The sequence below is a fragment of the Pseudomonas sp. BF-B-15 genome (genome assembly GCF_019946675.1).
Classification (GTDB): Bacteria; Pseudomonadota; Gammaproteobacteria; order Pseudomonadales; family Pseudomonadaceae; genus Aquipseudomonas; species Aquipseudomonas migulae.
Window position 1 is genome coordinate 60669 of record NZ_JAGYFZ010000018.1, and the last position, 20092, is coordinate 80760.

Genomic DNA, 20092 nt, shown 5'->3' on the forward strand with positions numbered 1-20092 from the left:
GTGTTCTATCTGGCAGGTTATTCGAAGAGTGCGTCGAGGGCCTGTTCGAGGCGGGTCACGGCAATAATCTGCAATCCCGGCGGAGACTCCTTCGGCGCATTGCCCTTGGGCACGATGGCCCGTTTGAAGCCGTGCTTGGCCGCTTCTTTCAAGCGTTCCTGCCCACTCGGCACCGGACGCACTTCGCCAGACAAACCGACTTCGCCGAACACCAGCAGGTCATGGGGCAATGGCCGGTTACGCAAACTGGACATGACCGCCGCCATCAGCGCCAGGTCGGAAGCGGTTTCCAACACCTTCACGCCGCCCACCACGTTGAGGAACACGTCCTGGTCGTGGGTCGGAATGCCGCCGTGTCGATGCAGAACCGCCAGCAACATCGCCAGTCGGTTCTGATCCAGCCCCAACGTGACCCGACGCGGGTTGGCCAGATGGCTGTCATCCACCAACGCCTGAACCTCCACCAGCATCGGTCGGGTCCCTTCCCACGTTGCCATGACCACACTGCCCGGGACTTCTTCCTGTGCACGAGTAAGAAAAATCGCCGAAGGGTTGGAGACTTCTTTCAAACCCTTGTCGGTCATGCCGAACACGCCCAGTTCGTTGACCGCGCCAAAACGGTTCTTCACCGCCCGCAGCAAGCGCAAGCGACCGTCGGATTCGCCCTCGAAATACAGCACGGTATCGACCATGTGCTCCAGCACGCGCGGTCCGGCCAGCGCACCTTCTTTCGTCACGTGGCCAACCAGGAAAATCGCTGTGCCACTCTGTTTGGCATAACGCACCAGCAAGGCTGCGCTCTCCCGCACCTGGGACACGCCGCCCGGTGCCGATTGCAGCTGTTCAGTGAAAATCGTCTGAATCGAGTCGATCACCATGACCTTGGGCTTTTCGACCCGGGCGGTGGCTATGATGGTTTCGATGCAGGTTTCGGTCATGACACGCAGTTGATCCTGCGGTAATCCCAGGCGTCGGGCGCGCATGGCCACTTGCTGCTGGGACTCTTCGCCCGTGACGTACAACGCCGGCATGCTCTTGGCGAGGTTGCACAAGGTTTGCAGGAGGATGGTTGATTTGCCGATGCCCGGATCACCGCCGATCAAAACCACCGAACCGTCCACCAGCCCGCCACCCAGGACGCGATCGAGCTCACTGGAGGCAGTGGAAAAGCGCGGTATTTCTTCGACGCTGACTTCGGCCAGGGTCTTGATTTGTGCCTGTTGGCCGGTCCAGCCGGTGCGGCCGCTGGGGGCTGCGGCACCGCCGCTCTCGACCATGGTTTCGGTCAAGGTGTTCCAGGCCCCGCACTCGCCGCACTGGCCGGCCCACTTGGGGAAGGTTGAGCCGCACTCGGTGCAGCCGTACATGCGCTTGGCCTTGGCCATCTGAACTCCCGGCAAAAACCGCGATGATAGCTCAGCTGGACTGGATCAGTGCGACGGAGTTGCCCAATGGAATTGGGCGGCAACTTGTTCGATTCTCGAGACAACGACAGCGTTGCAACTTTCATAACTTGTACAACGCGCTGCCAAAATAACTCGACCAACGTTAAATCCAAAACCCACAAAGCTGTACAACTCTTAACACTCTGCAAACTTAACGTACAACATCACCTAACAAACCAAGAGTTTAATACTGAAAATCAAATCGATGGCTTTACGGCATCACGCATTCTGTGTTTCTCCAGCCACTATTTTCCGAACCAGGAACTTATACTTGAAGTTAACCGCTGTAAAACTTATAGCACGCACTCTCCCATTACACTCAACAAGTCGCTCCTGTGACGCGCGCACTTTTGATAAGGACCACCACCTCCATCGCTGATCAGCGCAAGCGACTGAATGACGAACAACACCCTTCAGATGGATAGCGGGCACACACCTGAAAAACGCAGATAAATGCACCAATGATGGCATTTTGAAAACTTTTTACCGTTGCCCCGGTCGATAGCAGGCAAGCGCTGTAAGCAGTTGTTTCGGGCAAGAACCATTTGGCTGATTTACACTGCGTTACCAACCTCATCTGTAACAAGGAAATAACCTATGGGCGTGCTAAATGAGTTCAAGGCCTTCGCGGTAAAAGGCAACGTGGTCGACATGGCCGTCGGTATCATCATCGGTGCCGCCTTCGGCAAGATCGTTTCGTCGTTTGTCGGCGACGTGGTCATGCCGCCAATCGGCCTGCTGATCGGTGGGGTGGATTTCAGTGATCTCGCCATTACGCTCAAGGCCGCCAGCGGCGACGCCCCCGCAGTGGTGCTGGCGTACGGCAAATTCATCCAGAGCATGATCGACTTCATCATCGTCGCGTTCGCGATTTTCATGGGCGTCAAAGCCATCAATCGCTTGAAGCGCGAAGAAGCCGTTGCGCCCACCCTGCCGCCGGTTCCGACCAAGGAAGAAGAGCTGTTGGGTGAGATTCGCGATCTGTTGAAGGCCCAGAATAATCGGCCTGAATGATCTGATGCAGATAAAAAACGGCGCCTTCGTGGCGCCGTTTTTTTTACCAGTAGTTTTCCACCGCCACGTGCCCGGGGCGTCGGCTGAGACTCAAGTGCATGTCACGCTGTTTCAGCAGTTTTCGCGTGTCATCGATCATCTGCGGGTTGCCACACAGCATGCCCCTTGAATGCTCGGCCGTCAGTGCCACGCCTGCCGCCCGCTCCAGTTCGCCACTCTCTATCAAGGTGGTGATCCGGCCATTCAAGGCACCTGGATGCTGTTCGCGGGTGACGGTGGCAATGTACTGAAACTTGTGCGCGTACTCGGCCAGATAGTCACGCTGCATCAATTCCGCGATCAGTTCCTGATACGCCAGCTCCCGGGCTTCGCGCACGCTGTAGACCAGGATGATTCGCTCGAACTTCTCCCAGACCTCGAAGTCCTGCAGGATCGACAGAAACGGCGCCACGCCCGTGCCTGTGGATAACAACCAGAGATCACGCCCATCGATGAAGCGGTCAAGCGTCAGGTATCCAAAGGCCTGGCGGTCGACCAGCAGCGTATCGCCGACGCCCAGCCGACTCAGCTCACTGGTGAACTCGCCCCCCGGCACCACGATGGAAAAGAATTCGAGGAACTCGTCATAAGGCGAAGAAACCATGGAATAGGCACGCCACACAACGCTGCCGTCTGCCTTGGTCACGCCCAGACGGGCGAATTGCCCCGCACGAAAACGAAAGCCCGGGTCCCGTGTCGTGCGCAGGGTGAACAGGCTCGGGGTCAACGGCTTGACGTCGAGCAGGGTCTGGCGCGTGAATTTTTCTGCACTGGCAGTCATGGGGCGCTCCATTCAACAGATAGCATCCAGTGTCCCGCAAAGCGGGGAAAACAAACACCGACGATTTGTAGTGCCTTTTATTATCAACCTGAACATTACAAAGAGTATTTGATTTTTTTTGACGTACCATTCAGTTAATAAAACGGTTAATGAAATTAAACTCAACATTCAAAACCCGCCGTATTTTTAAAAACTCCATTAGAACTTGATATTTATTTTTTAAAGCGCAGTAAAGCCAAAAAATCTCACTTTTATGTAGGATTCGTCCTACACTCGGCTCGTGCAGGATTTCGGATCCAATCAGCACCCCGGCAGATTGTAAAATGGAGATACATGATGGAGCGGTGGAAGGAATCACAACTCAACCAACTATCGAGCACGAAGCATATTGATGCCGCGTACCCGATCGCACTTGAATTCGCGAAAAACATCGGGTTTAAATTTTTCGCTTTTTCAACCACTTATCAAACAAAAAACAACCAGCTCAACACTATCCGACACAACAATTACCCAACCATCTGGAACAAGTATTATGAACAGAAAAACTTAAGCTCGGTGGGCCCGGTAGTAGCTCATTGCAATCACTCAATGCTGCCCATTATGTGGAGCGAAACTCTTTTCTCCAAGGTTCCTTCCCTGTGGGAGGCCTTGGAAACGCATGGTTTGCAGCACGGCTGGTCACAATCGCTGCATGACGAAGACAGCGGCCTGTGCAGCATTCTGAGCCTGGCAAGGAGCCATTGCCCGATCACGGCCCTGGAGCTGTATGAAAACCTCGGTTTCTCGGTATTCATGTGCCGTCATCTTCATGCGCTGATCGCGCAATCGCTGCCCAAGAAAATGCTGAAACCACCCGCTGCGCATTTATCTCCACGGGAAATCGACGTATTGGAACTGGCGGCAGCCGGCAAGACGGCTGAAGAAAGCGCGCGAATTCTCAACCTGAGCGCACGGACCATCCATTTCCACATTCAAAGCGTGATTTTGAAACTCGGAGTCAGCAACAAGATTGCCGCGATCATCGCCGCGATCAAGGCCGGTCACCTCAAAAGCACCTCGACACGTTGATCGATTAAAACCTGCGAGTAACGTACCATTTGCGATTCCTCCTGAGTGTTGACGTGTGAACCTTCACGACGCAGTGCACTCGGACGGCCTCGCCCGCTACAACGCCCCTGGGCCGCGGGATACCCGTTGATTTACCCAGAGCCCCGCCCCATGCCTTTGCTCGAAACACCCTTCGCCCGCCTCGACCTGATCCGCCAGCCAGAACAGCAGAACGAACCGCTGCAAGCGTTCGATGCCGCCGACGAATACCTGCTCAATCATCTGGCCGACCAACAACCGGGCGCGAACACTCGAGTGTTGGTGCTCAACGACAGCTTTGGCGCATTGGCCGCCAGCCTCGCGGGCAAGGTTCAAGTGACCAGCAGCGGCGACTCGTTCCTGGCCTTTCAGGGCCTGGAAAAAAATCTGATCCGTAACGCTCAGGCATTTGATGCCGTGCCTCGCGTGCCTGCCAGCGAAGCGTTTAGTGGCCCGTTTGATCGGGTCCTGATCCGCGTACCGAAAACCCTGGCCTTGCTGGAGGAACAATTGATTCGTCTGCAAAGCCAACTGGCGCCCGGCGCCCAAGTGATTGCCGGCGCCATGATCAAGCATCTGCCACGCGCCGCCGGGGATTTACTGGAGCGCTACATCGGTCCGGTTCAAGCCTCGCTGGCGGTGAAAAAGGCACGGCTGTTGATGGCTACGGCTGAAGCCAAAGCCCCCGCGACGTCGCCCTACCCGACTCGCTATCAGCTCGATGCGCCGGCGATTGAACTGCTCAACCACGCCAATGTGTTCTGCCGCGAAGGGCTGGATATCGGTACCCGAGCCTTTTTGCCGCACTTGCCGACAAACCTCGGCACGGCACGGGTCGCGGATCTGGGCTGCGGTAACGGCGTTTTGGCCATTGCCAGCGCTCTGCAAAACCCGCAGGCACACTACACGCTGGTGGACGAATCCTTCATGGCCGTGCAATCGGCTGCCGAAAACTGGCGCGCGGCGCTGGGTGACCGGGACGTGATCGTGCGTGCCGGGGATGGTCTGGCCGGGCAGGAGCCGCAGTCACTGGACGTGGTGCTGTGCAACCCCCCGTTTCACCAACAACAAGTCGTGGGCGATTTCCTCGCCTGGCGGATGTTCCAGCAAGCGCGCGAAGCGCTGGTGGTGGGCGGCGCGCTGTACATCGTCGGCAACCGTCATCTGGGTTATCACAGCAAACTGGCGCGGTTGTTCCGTGGCGTCGAACAAGTGGCGGCCACACCGAAGTTCGTGATCCTCAAAGCCCGAAAATAATCCCGGACAAAAAAAACCCTCCAGCGCAGGAGGGTTGTAAATCCGTGCCGCAAGGCATCGGGATGGGATTTTGCGAATTCAGTGGGTCGACAGGCCTGCGGCATTCATGAACATGCGCATCAGGCTCGCAACGATGAACAGCGCTACCACGCTGCCGGCCCAGATCATCGCCAGCCAGCCAAGCCGCTGCCAGAGCGGCTTTTTCTCTGCGGCCTGGATTTCTTCCAAAGTGTGTTTACCAGTCATGGCGTTCCAACCCTCCTCTTCAAGGTTGATGGCGTCAGTGATGACGCCATCGCGAGCAAGCTTGCTCCTACAGGATTAGTGGTAACCATCTTCATGGGTGACCTTGCCGCGGAACACGTAGTAGCTCCAGAAGGTGTAACCCAGGATGAACGGGATGATGAACAAGGTGCCGACCAGCATGAAGCCCTGGCTTTGCGGCGGTGCGGCGGCGTCCCAGATCGAGATCGACGGCGGCACGATGTTCGGCCACAGGCTGATGCCCAGACCGCTGTAGCCGAGGAAGATCAGCACCAGCGTCAGCAGGAACGGCGTGTAGTGCGCATTGCGAGCCACAGCGCGGATCAAGCCGTACATGGTCACCAACACCAGAATCGGCACCGGCAGGAACCAGAACAGATTCGGCAACGTGAACCAGCGTGCAGCGATTTCCGCGTGAGCCAGTGGCGTCCAGATGCTGACGATACCAATCACCGCCAGCACCACGAACGCCAGCGGCCGCGCCAGGTTGTGCATCTGTTCCTGCAACTTGCCTTCGGTTTTCATGATCAGCCAAGTGCAACCGAGCAGCGCATAAGCCACCACCAACGCCACGCCGCAGAACATCGTGAACGGTGTCAGCCAGTCCAGTGACCCGCCGGCGAACTGACGGTTGACCACCGGCAGCCCATCGATGAACGCCCCCAGCGCGACGCCCTGGAAGAAAGTCGCAGCGATGGAGCCACCAATGAACGCCTTGTCCCAGAGGTGGCGCTTGTCGTCCTTGGCCTTGAAGCGGAACTCGAACGCCACGCCGCGAAAGATCAGCCCGATCAGCATGAAAATCAGCGGCAGGTACAGCGCCGAGAGCACCACCGAATACGCCAGCGGGAAGGCGCCGAACAACGCCGCACCGCCCAGCACCAGCCAGGTCTCATTGCCGTCCCAGACCGGCGCCACGGTGTTCATCATTACGTCACGGTCGGTCTTGCCCGGAATGAACGGGAAGAGAATCCCGATCCCCAGGTCGAAGCCGTCCATGACCACGTACATCATGATGCCGAAGATGATGATCACGGCCCAGATCAGCGGAAGATCAATACCCATGACTCAAATCTCCTTGGTCAGGCTGGGGCTGTGGTCGTTTTCGGCGCCATCATCGTCAGCCGCAGACAGGGGACGCGCCGGTGTGCGTTTCTGGCCGGGACCACCGTCGTTGGTTTCCTTGCCTTCGTCGATCTTCGGCCCTTTGCGCACCAGGCGCATCATGTAGCCCAGACCGGCACCGAACAGCGCGAAATAGACCACGACGAACAGGATCAGCGTGATGCTCATCTGCATGAAGCTGTGATTGGAGGACGCATCCGCAGTGCGCATCAGGCCGTAGACGACCCAAGGCTGACGACCGATTTCAGTGGTAAACCAACCGGCGAGGATCGCGATCAGGCCGGACGGCCCCATCCACAATGCCAGGTACAGGAACGGTCGCGAGGTGTACAGCTTGTCGCTTTTACGCAGCCACAGGCTCCACAGACCGGTAAAGATCATCAGCATGCCCAAGCCGACCATGATCCGGAACGACCAGAACACGATGGTCGAATTCGGCCGGTCTTCCGGCGGAAACTCCTTGAGCGCCGGCACCTGTTTGTCCAGCGAGTGCGTGAGGATCAGGCTGCCCAGGTACGGAATCTCGACGGCGAACTTGGTCCTCTCTTCTTTCATGTCCGGCCAGCCGAACAGGATCAGCGGGGTCGGTTCATCGCCGTGGTTTTCCCAGTGGCCTTCGATCGCGGCGATTTTCGCCGGTTGATGCTTCAACGTATTGAGACCGTGGAAGTCACCGATGACCGCCTGAATCGGCGCGACGATCAAGGCCATCCACATGGCCATCGAGAGCATGGTACGGATCGCCGGGTTGTCCTTGCCGCGCAGTAAATGCCAGGCCGCCGAGGAACCGACGAAGAATGCGGTCGCGACAAACGCGGCCGTCGCCATGTGCATCAGGCGGTACGGGAACGACGGGTTGAAGATCACCGCCAGCCAGTCGGTTGGAATGACCTGGCCGTTAACGATTTCGAAGCCCTGCGGGGTCTGCATCCAGCTGTTGGAAGCGAGAATCCAGAAAGTCGAGATCAGCGTGCCGATGGCGACCATGACCGTGGCGAAGAAGTGCAGATTGCGCCCGACCTTGTTCCAGCCGAACAGCATGACCCCAAGGAAACCGGCTTCAAGGAAGAACGCGGTCAGTACTTCGTACGTCAGCAACGGCCCGGTGACGGAACCGGCGAAGTCCGAAAAACGGCTCCAGTTGGTGCCGAACTGATAAGCCATGACCAGCCCGGAGACCACGCCCATGCCGAAGTTGACGGCAAAGATCTTCGACCAGAAGTGGTACAGATCGCGGTAGGTGTCGTTATTGGTTTTCAGCCACAGGCCTTCGAGTACCGCCAGGTAACTCGCCAGACCAATGGTGATGGCCGGGAACAGGATGTGGAACGAGATGGTGAACGCGAACTGAATTCGGGCGAGATCAAGCGCCTCCAAACCGAACATAAGTCTTCCTCTGTCAGGTAATACCGGCTGAAGGCTTGCGGCCTACACCCACGGCCCCCACGAATAGGAGTGTGGCGAATTTGAATTCGTTCTTCTTTTTACAAACATCACACGTAGGGAATTCGGCCATCTGGCCACCAGATCAATTCCGCAAAGGCCTTGATCTGGATCAAGCATGGGTAAAAGAGTAGTCCGGTTTTTGGCGATGGACGGTGTGGTCTTTTGCCGCGTGACAGGTTGCCTCATAGCCACAGTCATAGCTGGCAACACATTCCTGTGGGAGCGAGCCTGCTCGCGAAAGCGGTCTGTCTGTCCCTTATAGGTTGTATGTACCGACGCCTTCGCCGGCAAGCCGGTCTCGCTCCCACAGGGGATTTCAGGTTTTTCGGGATCGGTGTCTAGCTAACTAAATTTCCCGCCTCTGCAACTTTTGGTTACAGGTTGGTGATAATCTCGGGCCTCCCCTCGCTCAAGATCTGCCTCCGATGCCCAGCCAAGCGCCTTTGCTGTTACGTCATCACCGCCCTTTCATCGCGTTCTGGCTGGCCCGGGTGTTTACCGCCAGCGGCTTTCAGATGCTCACCGTGGCCATCGGCTGGAACCTCTATCAACTGACCGGTAACGTGCTGGATCTGGGCCTGGTCGGCCTGGTGGAGTTTGCCCCGCGCGTGCTGTTCATGTTGCACACCGGGCATGTCGCCGACCGCTACGACCGGCGCAAAGTCGCGGCGATCTGTCAGTCGCTGCAAGCCTTGATTGCCTTGACCCTGGCGATTGGCGGCGCCACCGGCCATGTCACCCGGGAAATGATCTTCATCCTCGCGTTTCTGCTCGGCGCCGCGCGTTCCTTCGAGATGCCGACCACCCAGGCGCTGCTGCCAAGTATCGTTCCCTCCACGCTGTTCCCCCGCGCCGTCGCCGCTGCACAGTCCGCCCAACAATCGGCGACCATCGTCGCGCCGGCCCTCGGCGGCTTGCTGTATGCCTTTGGCAGCGTCTGGGTCTACGGCCCGACCGTGATTCTCTATGTGATCGCCTGCCTGCTGATGCTCAACCTGCCCGCGCGGCAAACGCCGTTGAACAAAGGCAAGGCCACCCTGGACTCGCTGCTGGCGGGTATCCGCTTCATTCGCAGCCGACCGGATATTCTCGGGGCGATTTCTCTGGATCTGTTTGCCGTGCTGCTCGGCGGCGCGACGGCCTTGCTGCCGGTGTTTGCCAAGGACATTCTGCTGACCGGGCCATGGGGCCTGGGCTTGTTGCGTTCGGCTCCGGCAGTGGGCGCGTTGCTGATGTCGCTATGGCTGGCGCGGTTCTCCGTGGATCGCAAGGTCGGTCGGGTGATGTTCACCGCCGTCGGTGTATTCGGCGTCGCGACCATTGCGTTCGGCCTGTCCACTTCATTCTGGTTCTCGCTGGCGGTGCTGGTCGTGTTGGGCGCAGCAGACATGATCAGCATGGTGATCCGCGCGTCCTTCGTGCAACTGGAAACCCCGGATGAAATGCGTGGCCGGGTCAGCGCCGTCAACGGCCTGTTCATCGGCGCTTCGAACCAGTTGGGCGAATTCGAATCCGGTCTCACCGCCCATTGGTTCGGCACCGTGCCGGCGGTGGTCATGGGCGGCATCGGCACGCTGGTGGTGACCGGGGTCTGGATCAAACTGTTTCCGACCCTGGCCAACCGGGATCGCATGCATGTGCCAGTGGAAGAAACGACGGCCTGACACTCGTTAAACCACCAATTCCCCCGCCACCGTCGCACGCATGGCCTTGCCGCAAAGTTGTTCCACCAGTGTCAGGGCAAACTCCAAAGCGCCGCCTGAACCTTGAGCGGTCACGCAGTTGCCGTCGACCACCACCGGTTGGTCGACGAAGTTGCAACCCGACAGTTGATGACTGGCGGTCGGCAGGCACGTCATCCGCCGTTGACGCAGGACGCCAAAGGCCTGAAGTGCCAGGGCCGGGGCTTCGGCGATGCCGGCGAACAGACGGCCGGCTGCCGCCTGATCCTTGATCAATTGCTGCAAGGGTTGATGGCCTGCCAGATGTTGCGCGCCGACGGCACCGCCAGGCAGCGCGACCAGGTCGAACGGCTGGGCCAGCAAATCCACCAGCATTGCATCGGCCGTCACGCGGGTGCCGCGGGCACAGGTGAGCATGCGCCGGCCCTCGATGCTGGCCACCACCACTTCAACCTTGGCGCGGCGCAGCACATCGATCAGCGTCACGGTTTGCAGGTCATCGATGCCCTCGGCGAGGGTAATCAGGGCTCTAAAGGTCATGGGCGCAATCCACAGGATGATCTTTAAAGCGTAGTCAGCTTTCCTGACCCTTGTTCGAGCCGGCCGTTACTTGATGTAAAGCTGCGTCGACAGCGTGTTGCCCGGCGCATTGATGGACGTGTTGCTGAAGGTGAACGTGCCTTCTTGCTTGCCGGCCAGATCGAAGACATACAGATAGCCCACGGTTTTTCTGCCGACGGTGCAATCGGTCAGGTTGCCGTTATCAAAGGCGCAGATCGGGGTTCGGGTGCCGTCCACATCGAAACCGTCCAGCCCGACTTGCGCCTTGCGGCCATAGCCGACTTCCAGCACGTAGATCTTGATGCTCGGCCCGCTGTGATCGCAGCGTGTTGCCTCCTGCCCCTCGCCAATGTCTTCAAACCCGCAGGCTGGCGACTCGACCTTGAGCACCTTGACCTGGCTCAACGGTGCCGCCGAGGCAGCCGAAGCGGTTTGCGCCCCCAGCATCAAGGCAATCAATACTCCAAATACGTTAACCAGACGCTTTTTCATGCAATCCCCATGTCCCCCAAAACCAGCGCGCAGTATGGCGCACTTGGCTTTAACGCAAAACATCGACGACGATCACCACCATAAGCAGCCACAACCCCACGCGGCTGGTATGATGCGCGGCTTTTTCCGACCCACAGAAAATTACCAGGCGCCTGCAGCGGTCTGTGCTTTGCTGTTGAGGTCGATACATTCACGGCGCCGGGCGCGCCACGGGGAGCAGACATGCTGGAAAGGCTGTTTCAACTCAAGGCACACAACACCAACGTGCGGACCGAGATTCTTGCGGGCGTCACGACCTTCCTGGCCATGGCCTACATTCTGTTCGTCAACCCGAGCATCCTCGGCGAGACCGGCATGGACAAAGGTGCGGTGTTTGTCGCCACCTGTCTGGCAGCCGCCATCGGCTCCACGACCATGGGCCTGATCGCCAACTACCCGATCGCCCTCGCACCGGGCATGGGCCTGAACGCCTTCTTTACCTACACCGTGGTCCTGCACATGGGCCACACCTGGCAAGTGGCGCTGGGCGCGGTATTCATCTCGGCAGTGTGCTTCTTCCTGCTGTCGATCTTCCGCATCCGGGAATGGATCATCAACAGCATCCCGCTGCCGCTGCGTTCGGCGATTGCTGCCGGTATCGGCCTGTTCCTGGCGCTGATCGCCCTGCACAACGCCGGCATCGTGGTCAGCAATCCGGCGACCATGGTCGGCCTCGGTGACCTGAAACAACCGGCACCGATCCTCGCCACCCTGGGTTTTGCCCTGATCGTTGCCCTTGAAGCCCTCGCCGTGCGCGGTGCGGTGCTGATCGGGATTCTGGTCGTGACCATTGCGTCGATTGCCCTCGGTTTCACCCCGTTCGGAGGCGTGATGTCGATGCCGCCATCGCTGGCGCCGACCTTCCTGCAACTGGACATCAAGGGTGCACTGGACATCGGTCTGGTCAGCGTGATCTTCGCCTTCCTGTTCGTCGACCTGTTCGACAACTCCGGCACCCTGATCGGCGTCGCCAAACGCGCCGGCCTGATGGGCAAGGACGGCCACATGCCGAAAATGGGCCGCGCGCTGATCGCGGACAGCACCGCGGCCATGGCCGGTTCGTTGCTGGGTACGTCGACCACCACCAGTTACATCGAATCCGCAGCGGGCGTGAGCGCCGGTGGCCGCACCGGTCTGACGGCCATTGTGGTGGCGATCCTGTTCCTGCTGGCGCTGTTCTTCTCGCCACTGGCCGCCAGTGTTCCGGCATTTGCCACGGCGCCGGCACTGCTGTTCGTCGCAGTCCTGATGACTTCCGGCCTGGCCGAAATAGACTGGGACGACATCACCGTTGCCGCACCGGTCGTGGTCACTGCGCTGGCCATGCCATTCACTTACTCCATCGCCAACGGCATCGCCTTCGGTTTCATTTCCTGGACCGCCATCAAGCTGCTGTCCGGTCGCGGCCGTGAGCTGAACCCGGCGCTGGTGATTCTGTCGATTCTGTTTGTGATCAAGTTGGGTTGGTTCAACGCATGACTTTTGATTCCCAGGCTTACACCGTTCAGCTCGAAGAAAAGGTCTCGCGCCTGCGCGACCTGCTGGCCCCGTTCGATGCGCCTGAGCCAGCCGTATTTGACTCGCCGCTGAAGAACTTCCGCCTGCGTGCCGAATTCCGCCTGTGGCGTGAAGCCGGCGAGCGTCACTACGCGATGTTTTCCCAGGAAGACAAACGCACGCCGATCCTGATCGAAGAGTTCCCGATTGCCAGCCTGCGCATCAATCAACTGATGCCGCAGCTCAAGGCCGCGTGGAAAGCCAGTGCGGCCCTGAGCCACAAGCTGTTCCAGGTGGAGTTCCTGACCACCCTGGCCGGCGATGCGATGATTACCCTGTGCTATCACCGCCCGCTGGATGAACACTGGCACGCGGCGGCATCGAAGCTGGCAGCCGACTTGAACGTCAGCGTGATCGGTCGCTCCAAGGGCAAACGCGAAGTCATCGGCCACGATTACGTCGTCGAAAAACTTGAAGTCGGTGGCCGCACGTTCAGCTACCGCCAGCCGGAAGGCGCGTTCACTCAGCCCAACGGCACCGTGAACCAGAAGATGTTGAACTGGGCTTTTGACGCACTCGGCGATCGTCCCGACGATCTGTTGGAGCTGTATTGCGGCAACGGCAACTTCACGCTGCCGCTCGCGACCCGCGTACGCAAAGTGCTGGCCACCGAGATCAGCAAGACCTCAGTCAACGCAGCGCTGAGCAACCTCAGCGAAAACGCGGTGGATAACGTCACGCTGGTGCGCCTGTCCGCTGAAGAGCTGACCGAAGCCCTGAACGAAGTTCGCCCGTTCCGTCGCCTGCACGGCATCGACCTCAAGAGCTACGAGTTCGGCAGCGTCTTCGTCGACCCGCCTCGCGCCGGCATGGACCCGGACACCTGCGAGTTGACCCGACGCTTCGACAATATCCTGTACATCTCCTGCAACCCGGAAACCCTCGCGGCCAACATCGCCCAGTTGCACGACACCCACCGCATTACCCAATGCGCAATGTTCGACCAGTTCCCGTGGACTCATCACATGGAATCCGGGGTGTTGTTGACCCGTCGTTGATTGCTGCTGAGCGATACAAAACAGCCGTCATTTCGACGGCTTTTTTGTGCGTGCTCATTCGGTGATTTCTGGTTTGCGCGGACGTCCGCCCTTGCGACCATTGGCTCGCGCCGCCTCCGCTTTGGCGGCGCTGCTTTGGCGACCATTGCGCGAAGCGATGACCGAGGCGGCCATGTCCATCAGCGGCTTGCTCGCCGAGATCATGCCAGCGATGGATACATGCAAATCCTTGCCCTCATGGCAGAGGGCGGTTCCGGAAAAACCGACTTTCAGGTCGGCGAAATCCTCGACCTCGAATCCATCGAACTCCGGATAGTGCTGCACCGGCAGCAGCACGCCACTGCCATCAACGAAACTGACTGCCAGACACGGCTCCACATAGAACACGGCCGTCACGTGCAAACCAGCTTTGTGGCGCACTTGCCCACGACGGATAGCCGTATCCAGCGCGGTCTCTGTCACAGGCCGATCCGCCAGTGTTTTCGCCTCTATCGATTTCATAACTTGATCTCCACACCCTCCGAAACGCCAAACAGCGCCAGCAAGGTCTTGTTCGTCTCGGGCTCATAGCAAGCCGAATAAATCATGTTGGTCGCACTGGCAATCCTTTTCACCACGGCGACTTCGCTGGTCTGCCAGTCCCATATCTGATGATTGAGGCAGACCGTGTGCAGCTTTTCCCACCAGATCTTACGGGCACGACGCAAATGAGCAGGCTGTCGGAGTGCGTGACGCAAGCCTTCCAGCACGGCGGCAGGTGGCCGGTTGGAATGAGGCACCACATCCCACAGCTCGACGCCGTTGTGCCAAAAGCAGAACTTGAAGCGTGCGCTCCAGGCTCCGGCGTCTACATGCGTATGCGGTGGGCAGTGTTCATCGCGCAACATGATCACCATTGAAAGCCCTTTGTAGCTGAACAATTTCATGCTAACCCATCCGTTAGGTTATTGAGCCCAATGACCCGTCATTCCCTTGAAAATCCGATAACCGGTGCAAGCCTTCACCTTATCGCCCGAACTTGAGGCTAGCGTTCCAACTCGCATCGGGCGTGGCGATACGCTGCAAAAATGGTAAGCAATCCTTTCCGCAATTTGATAAACACTGCATCAAGTCCTTCATTTGATCCCCGGTGTAATCAATCATGCAGCGAACATTCGACGATCTTCAGCTCGGCAGCATCGAACTGTTTTGCCTCGCCGCTGAAGCTGGCAGTTTTACCGCCGCCGCGCTGGTCGCTGGCGTGACGCCGGCAGCGGTGAGTCGGTCCGTGTCGCGCATGGAGGAACGCCTGGGCGTGCGGCTGTTCGCGCGCACCACTCGCAGCGTCAAACTGACGGATAGCGGGCGCCGCTATTACGAAGAATGTCGTCAGGCGCTGGCGCAATTGGTCGAGGCTCAGCGCGAGGTGATGGGCCAGCAGCAAGAGCCTTCCGGCACCTTGCGCATCAGTATTCCCACGACGTATGCACATCACCGGATCCTGCCGTTGCTGCCGGCGTTTCGGGAGCGTTTTCCGCAGGTGAAAGTCGAGTCGCACATCAGCAATCGCAACATCGATTTCGTCGGTGAAGGCTATGACCTGGCCATCCGCGTGCGGGCGATTCCGGATTCCGGGCTGATCGCCCGGCAACTGGAGGACGCGCAATTGGTGATGATCGCCAGCCCCGATTACCTGAAGCGCGCGGGCACGCCGCAAACCCTGGACGACCTGAAAAATCATGAATGCATCCAGTACGATTTGCCCAGCAGCGGTCGGCGGATTGCCTGGCTGTTCAACGACGATGGCGTGCAGCGCGAAATCCTCGCCGAGGGCGATCTCAGTTGTTCCGACGACGTGCTGGGCGGTGTGACCCTGGCCAAACATGGGGCGGGTCTATTCCAGACCTATCGTTTTATCGTCGAAAAAGAGCTGGCCGATGGCTCGCTGGTGGAAATCCTCAAACCTTACGGCGGACGGTCACGACCATTCACCCTGCTTTACCCGCAAAGCCGCCATGTGCCTCTGCGATTACGGGCGTTTATTGATTTTCTGATCGAGCATTTGCCGCGTTGAGATGCCGAAACCGTCCGATCACCGCACACAAACCTCCGTCTCGGCGCCTGTTCAATTGACCAAATTAACCATCTAGTACAATTTATCTCCACAGGCTGGAACAACAGCCCATGCCAAAAATAATATGTGGAGAGACCCTGATGAACCCTATCGTTCTGGTGCTCAACGGCCCGAACCTGAACCTGCTCGGCACCCGTGAACCGGCAACTTACGGCCACGAAACCCTGGCGGATATCGCAGCGTTGTGCGGCCGGGCCGCCGAAGAGTTCGGCCTGGCGGTGGAGTTTCGCCAGACCAACCATGAAGGCGAACTGCTCGACTGGATTCACGCCGCCCGCGGCCGTTGCGCCGGGATCGTCATCAACCCCGCAGCCTGGACCCACACCTCGGTCGCCATTCGTGACGCCCTGGTCGCCAGCGAATTGCCGGTGATCGAAGTCCACCTGTCCAACGTCCATGCTCGTGAACCTTTCCGCCACCACTCCTTTGTTTCAGCCATTGCCACCGCAGTAATGGCCGGTTTCGGCAGCCACGGCTATCGCCTGGCGCTGGAGCATTTCAGCCTGCGCTTGAAAGGGTGAACGCCGTGACTCAGAACAACGCGGTACTGGCCGGGCTGATCGGCGCCGGCATTCAGGCGTCCCGTACGCCCGCACTGCATGAACATGAAGGCGACGCCCAGGGTGTGCGTTACCTCTACCGCCTGATCGATCTAGATCAGTTGAAACTCGACAGCAGCGCCCTGCCCGACCTGTTGATGGCGGCGGAACGTATGAACTTCACCGGTCTGAACATCACCTTTCCGTGCAAGCAGTCGATCATCCCCCTGCTTGACGAATTGTCGCCGGAAGCCCGCGGTATCGGCGCGGTGAACACGGTGGTGTTGAAGGACGGCAGACGCATCGGCCACAACACCGATTGCCTGGGTTTTGCCGAAGGTTTTCGCCGTGGCTTGCAGGGCGTTGCCCTTGAGCGTGTCGTCCAGATGGGCGCCGGTGGTGCCGGTGCGGCGGTGGCCCACGCGCTATTGAGCGAAGGCGTACAGCGGCTGAGCATTTTCGATGTGGAAATCAGTCGCGCGCAGAGTCTGGCGGACAATCTCAATCAGCATTTCGGCGCTGGCCGAGCCGTGGCGGGTCATGATTTGCCGAACACGCTGGCTCAGGCTGACGGTCTGGTAAACACCACGCCCATGGGCATGAAAAAACTGCCTGGCATGCCGGTCCCGGTGGAGTTGCTAAGGCCACAGTTGTGGGTGGCGGAAATCGTGTACTTCCCACTGGAAACCGAACTGCTGCGCAACGCCCGCGCCTTGGGATGCCGCACACTGGATGGCGGCAACATGGCGGTGTTTCAGGCGGTGAAGGCGTTTGAATTGTTCAGCGGCGTGGTGCCGGATGCACAGCGAATGCTGGCGCATTTTCAAAGCATGAATGGTTAACGCAAATTGTAGGAGCCGGCTTGCTGCGGGCGGCGTTCCGGCGATGGCGCCCTTGAGTACGCCATCGCCGGCAAGCCGGCTCCTACAAATACGCGTCAGGCCTGCAGGTATCGCAACACCGACTCGCAAATCATCTCTCGATGACGCTGCTTGATGCTTTCGTCCGGCAGGTCGATCTGAAAAATCTCACCAAACGTATGGCGGTTCGACACGCGATAGAAGCAGAACGAACTGATCAACAGATGCACATCCAGGGGCTCAAGCCCCGCCCGGAACACACCCTCTTCAGCCCCGCGACGCAATATCACGCCCAGTGAATCAAGAATGGTGTTGTTCATCGCCTTGATCGCATCGGAGCGCTTCACGAATTCGGCGTTGTGAATGTTCTCGATGCTGACGATGCGCACGAAATCGACATTGCGATCATGGTGATCGAAGGTGAACTCCACCAGCCGCCGAATCGCCTCCACCGGCGCCAGTTCGGCCAGGTGCAGGCGGTTTTCGGTGCTGCGGATATCGCCGTAGAGCTTCTCCAGCACCTCGATGTAGAGCTGTTCCTTACTGCCGAAGTAGTAATAGATCATGCGTTTGGAGGTGTGGATACGCTCGGCGATCGCATCGACGCGAGCGCCGGAAAGCCCCTGCTGGACGAACTCTACAATGGCCTCTTGAAGAATGTTCTCGCGGGTCTTTTCCGGGTTGTTCTTGCGACTCTTGCGTGGCTCGGCCAAGGGTTCGTCGGGCGCTACGGAGAGTTCTGATGTCATTGTCATTGCGGGCTCACGGCCATCACTGCACAGGCTGGCGATTATGAGCCGCACGGCACAGTGAAGGAAGCCGCGCGGCAGCGGTTTAACCTCGCGTTTACGAAATTGCTACAACTTCGCCTGACGAACGGCGCCGCTGCGGGATTTAGCCATCGCCGCCAGCCGCACCGCCACGTTGGCCGCGCCGTAACCGGCATAGCCGTTCTTGCGCTGGATGATTTCAAAGAAGAACCGCCCTTCGAACGGCTCGGTGTAAACGTGGAACAGCTCACCGCCCTGGGCATCGCGGTCGTAGAGCACGTTGTAATAAGCCAGTTCGCTGAGGAATTCGTCGTCGAAATCGAACCGCGCCGCCAGGTCATCGTAATAGTTGAGCGGGATATCCAGCAGCGGTACGCCCGCCTCCTTGGCCCGACGGACTTCGGCAAAGATATCGTCGCAGTCAAACGCGATGTGATGCACACCGGAGCCGCGATAACTCGACAGCGCGTGTGAGATCGCGGTGTTGCGGTTCTCGGAAATGTTCAGCGGCAAGCGGATCGAACTGTCGCGGCTACGCAGTGCCCGGCTCTTTACCAGACCATACGGATCGGGCAGCACCACTTCGTCATCGGCTTCGAAATCCAGCAGGCTTTTGTAGAACAGCACCCAACTGTCGAGGCTGTCGGCCGGCAACGCCATGGCCATGTGGTCGATGCGCTTGAGGCCACCGCTGGCCGTTTCCGTCGGTTGCAGATTGAAGTCGGTGCCGTAGACGTCGGCGTCCTGGTCCACCAGGTAAATCAGGCTGCCATCCGGCGCGCGCACCGCAGCCAGTTCCAGCTCATTGGGGCCGACCAGTCCGCGATAAGGCTGACCTTTGTAAGCCACGGCCCGGGCCAGCGCGCTGGCGCTGTCATTGACCCGCACCGCAGTGGCGCAAAGCGACGGGCCATGCGCTTCGAAAAAGCTGTGGGCAAACGAGTAGGGCTCGGAGTTGAGAATCAGGTTGATGTCGCCCTGACGCATCAGGCTCACGCTTTTTGAACGGTGTTGACCGGCCTTGACGAAGCCCAGCCGCTCCAGCCAATGAGAAAGCCTGGCGCCGAGGCTTTCGTCCACGGCGAACTCAAGAAATTCGATGCCGTTGTATTCACTGGCCTTCGGCGTCTCGAACAGAATGTCCGGGCTGGCCGCAGGTTTGGTTTCCTGCGCCAGTCGCTCGCGGGTCTTCTCTTCCAGGTACAGCAACGAACGCAAACCATCGGCGGCGTTGGCCCGTGGCGGTGCGGCGCGGAAGCCGTCGTTGAAGATCTCGAGCGACAACGGCCCGGTGTAGCCACTTTTGATGATCGGCGCGAGGAACCCCGGCAAATCGAATTCGCCCTGGCCCGGGAAGCAGCGGAAATGCCGGCTCCATTCCAGCACGTCCATGGCCAGGATCGGCGCGTCAGCCATTTGCACGAAGAAAATTTTCTCGCCGGGAATGTCGGCGATGGCACTCGGATCGCCCTTGAGCGACAACGTGTGGAAACTGTCCAGCAACACGCCCAGACTTGGGTGGTCCGCCTGGCGAACGATGTTCCATACCTGCTGCCAGGTATTGACGTGCCGGCCCCAGGCCAACGCCTCGTAACCGATTCGCAGGCCACGCGCACCGGCGTGTTCGGCCAACAGGCGCAAGTCGTCGATGAGGATTTGCTCATCACCCACGGAATCGGCGGAAGCGTTGCTGCACACCAGCACCAGGTCAGTGCCCAGTTCCTGCATCAGGTCGAACTTGCGCTCGGCCCGCTCCAGATTGCGCGGCAGGCGGTCGCGGCGGCAGCCTTCGAAATCGCGGAACGGTTGAAACAGCGTGATGGCGATCCCGAGATCGGCGCACATCTGTTTAATTTCCCGAGGACTGCCGTCGTAATAGAGCAGGTCGTTCTCGAAAATCTCCACCCCGTCGAAACCGGCGGCGGCAATGGCTTCGAGTTTTTCCGGCAGGGTACCGCTCAAGGACACGGTGGCAATGGAACGCTGCATGTTTCGACTCCCGGTGGTGGAGACTGTCTTGTTAG

At 59.0% G+C, this 20092-nt stretch carries 20 protein-coding genes; 9 read left to right on the forward strand and 11 right to left on the reverse strand.

Features of this window, described 5'->3' with window-relative positions; all coding sequences use genetic code 11:
* Positions 1-17 precede the first annotated feature (17 nt).
* Entirely contained in the window at positions 18-1385 is a 1368-nt protein-coding gene (gene radA / locus KGA97_RS08575; protein WP_008028888.1) for a DNA repair protein RadA, read from the reverse strand.
* Between the two features lie 657 nt (positions 1386-2042).
* Between radA and mscL the strand changes: the two genes are divergently transcribed.
* A complete protein-coding gene (gene mscL / locus KGA97_RS08580; RefSeq protein ID WP_008040320.1) occupies positions 2043-2459 on the forward strand; it encodes a large-conductance mechanosensitive channel protein MscL in 417 nt (138 codons plus the stop codon).
* Positions 2460-2502: 43 nt separating this feature from the next.
* On the opposite strand, the gene KGA97_RS08585 is transcribed toward mscL, so the two are convergent.
* Entirely contained in the window at positions 2503-3279 is a 777-nt protein-coding gene (locus KGA97_RS08585; protein WP_008040319.1) for a ferredoxin--NADP reductase, read from the reverse strand.
* A gap of 336 nt (positions 3280-3615) precedes the next feature.
* On the opposite strand from KGA97_RS08585, the gene KGA97_RS08590 reads away from it, so the two are divergent.
* The gene (locus tag KGA97_RS08590) at positions 3616-4347 is read left to right on the forward strand and encodes a helix-turn-helix transcriptional regulator (protein WP_223480589.1); all 732 of its coding nucleotides are present in this window, start codon (positions 3616-3618) and stop codon (positions 4345-4347) included.
* A 150-nt stretch (positions 4348-4497) separates the two neighbouring features.
* Entirely contained in the window at positions 4498-5622 is a 1125-nt protein-coding gene (locus tag KGA97_RS08595; protein WP_223480583.1) for a methyltransferase, read from the forward strand.
* Between the two features lie 78 nt (positions 5623-5700).
* On the opposite strand, the gene KGA97_RS08600 is transcribed toward KGA97_RS08595, so the two are convergent.
* From KGA97_RS08600 to KGA97_RS08610, 3 genes are all read right to left on the reverse strand, one after another.
* Entirely contained in the window at positions 5701-5868 is a 168-nt protein-coding gene (locus KGA97_RS08600) for a DUF2474 domain-containing protein (protein WP_008028899.1), read from the reverse strand.
* A gap of 75 nt (positions 5869-5943) precedes the next feature.
* Positions 5944-6951, reverse strand: a complete 1008-nt coding sequence (gene cydB, locus KGA97_RS08605; RefSeq protein ID WP_008028900.1) for a cytochrome d ubiquinol oxidase subunit II — start codon at positions 6949-6951, stop codon at positions 5944-5946.
* A 3-nt stretch (positions 6952-6954) separates the two neighbouring features.
* A complete protein-coding gene (locus KGA97_RS08610; protein ID WP_008040295.1) occupies positions 6955-8397 on the reverse strand; it encodes a cytochrome ubiquinol oxidase subunit I in 1443 nt (480 codons plus the stop codon).
* A 485-nt stretch (positions 8398-8882) separates the two neighbouring features.
* Here KGA97_RS08610 and KGA97_RS08615 point away from each other — a divergent pair, with 485 nt between their 5' ends.
* Entirely contained in the window at positions 8883-10121 is a 1239-nt protein-coding gene (locus KGA97_RS08615) for an MFS transporter (protein WP_223480584.1), read from the forward strand.
* Between the two features lie 6 nt (positions 10122-10127).
* Here the strand turns inward: KGA97_RS08615 and KGA97_RS08620 are convergent, their stop codons facing one another.
* The gene (locus tag KGA97_RS08620; RefSeq protein WP_008028906.1) at positions 10128-10679 is read right to left on the reverse strand and encodes a DJ-1 family glyoxalase III; all 552 of its coding nucleotides are present in this window, start codon (positions 10677-10679) and stop codon (positions 10128-10130) included.
* 66 nt (positions 10680-10745) lie between these two features.
* Positions 10746-11192 (reverse strand): DUF4879 domain-containing protein, encoded by a 447-nt coding sequence (locus KGA97_RS08625; RefSeq protein ID WP_207285510.1) that lies wholly within the window; start codon positions 11190-11192, stop codon positions 10746-10748.
* 222 nt (positions 11193-11414) lie between these two features.
* On the opposite strand from KGA97_RS08625, the gene KGA97_RS08630 reads away from it, so the two are divergent.
* Complete coding sequence (locus KGA97_RS08630; RefSeq protein ID WP_008028910.1) at positions 11415-12710, forward strand: NCS2 family permease; 1296 nt, start codon at positions 11415-11417, stop codon at positions 12708-12710.
* Complete coding sequence (gene trmA, locus KGA97_RS08635) at positions 12707-13786, forward strand: tRNA (uridine(54)-C5)-methyltransferase TrmA (RefSeq protein ID WP_223480585.1); 1080 nt, start codon at positions 12707-12709, stop codon at positions 13784-13786. Before KGA97_RS08630 ends, trmA begins: the two co-directional genes overlap by 4 nt.
* Before the next feature lie 54 nt (positions 13787-13840).
* Here trmA and KGA97_RS08640 read toward each other — a convergent pair whose 3' ends face one another.
* A complete protein-coding gene (locus tag KGA97_RS08640; protein ID WP_223480586.1) occupies positions 13841-14287 on the reverse strand; it encodes a DUF2442 domain-containing protein in 447 nt (148 codons plus the stop codon).
* Positions 14284-14712, reverse strand: a complete 429-nt coding sequence (locus KGA97_RS08645; protein ID WP_192418910.1) for a DUF4160 domain-containing protein — start codon at positions 14710-14712, stop codon at positions 14284-14286. The genes KGA97_RS08640 and KGA97_RS08645 overlap by 4 nt, the downstream gene beginning before the upstream one ends.
* A 215-nt stretch (positions 14713-14927) precedes the next feature.
* On the opposite strand from KGA97_RS08645, the gene KGA97_RS08650 reads away from it, so the two are divergent.
* From KGA97_RS08650 to KGA97_RS08660, 3 genes are all read left to right on the forward strand, one after another.
* The gene (locus tag KGA97_RS08650; RefSeq protein ID WP_008028916.1) at positions 14928-15839 is read left to right on the forward strand and encodes a LysR family transcriptional regulator; all 912 of its coding nucleotides are present in this window, start codon (positions 14928-14930) and stop codon (positions 15837-15839) included.
* A gap of 140 nt (positions 15840-15979) precedes the next feature.
* Positions 15980-16420, forward strand: a complete 441-nt coding sequence (gene aroQ, locus KGA97_RS08655; protein ID WP_008028918.1) for a type II 3-dehydroquinate dehydratase — start codon at positions 15980-15982, stop codon at positions 16418-16420.
* A 5-nt stretch (positions 16421-16425) separates the two neighbouring features.
* Positions 16426-17280, forward strand: coding sequence for a shikimate dehydrogenase (locus tag KGA97_RS08660; protein ID WP_223480587.1), 855 nt, complete (start codon positions 16426-16428; stop codon positions 17278-17280).
* Positions 17281-17375: 95 nt separating this feature from the next.
* Here KGA97_RS08660 and KGA97_RS08665 read toward each other — a convergent pair whose 3' ends face one another.
* Together KGA97_RS08665 and quiC are read right to left on the reverse strand one after the other, a co-directional pair.
* Entirely contained in the window at positions 17376-18053 is a 678-nt protein-coding gene (locus KGA97_RS08665; RefSeq protein WP_008028922.1) for a TetR family transcriptional regulator, read from the reverse strand.
* Between the two features lie 102 nt (positions 18054-18155).
* A complete protein-coding gene (quiC, locus tag KGA97_RS08670; protein WP_223480588.1) occupies positions 18156-20057 on the reverse strand; it encodes a 3-dehydroshikimate dehydratase QuiC in 1902 nt (633 codons plus the stop codon).
* Positions 20058-20092: the final 35 nt, after the last annotated feature.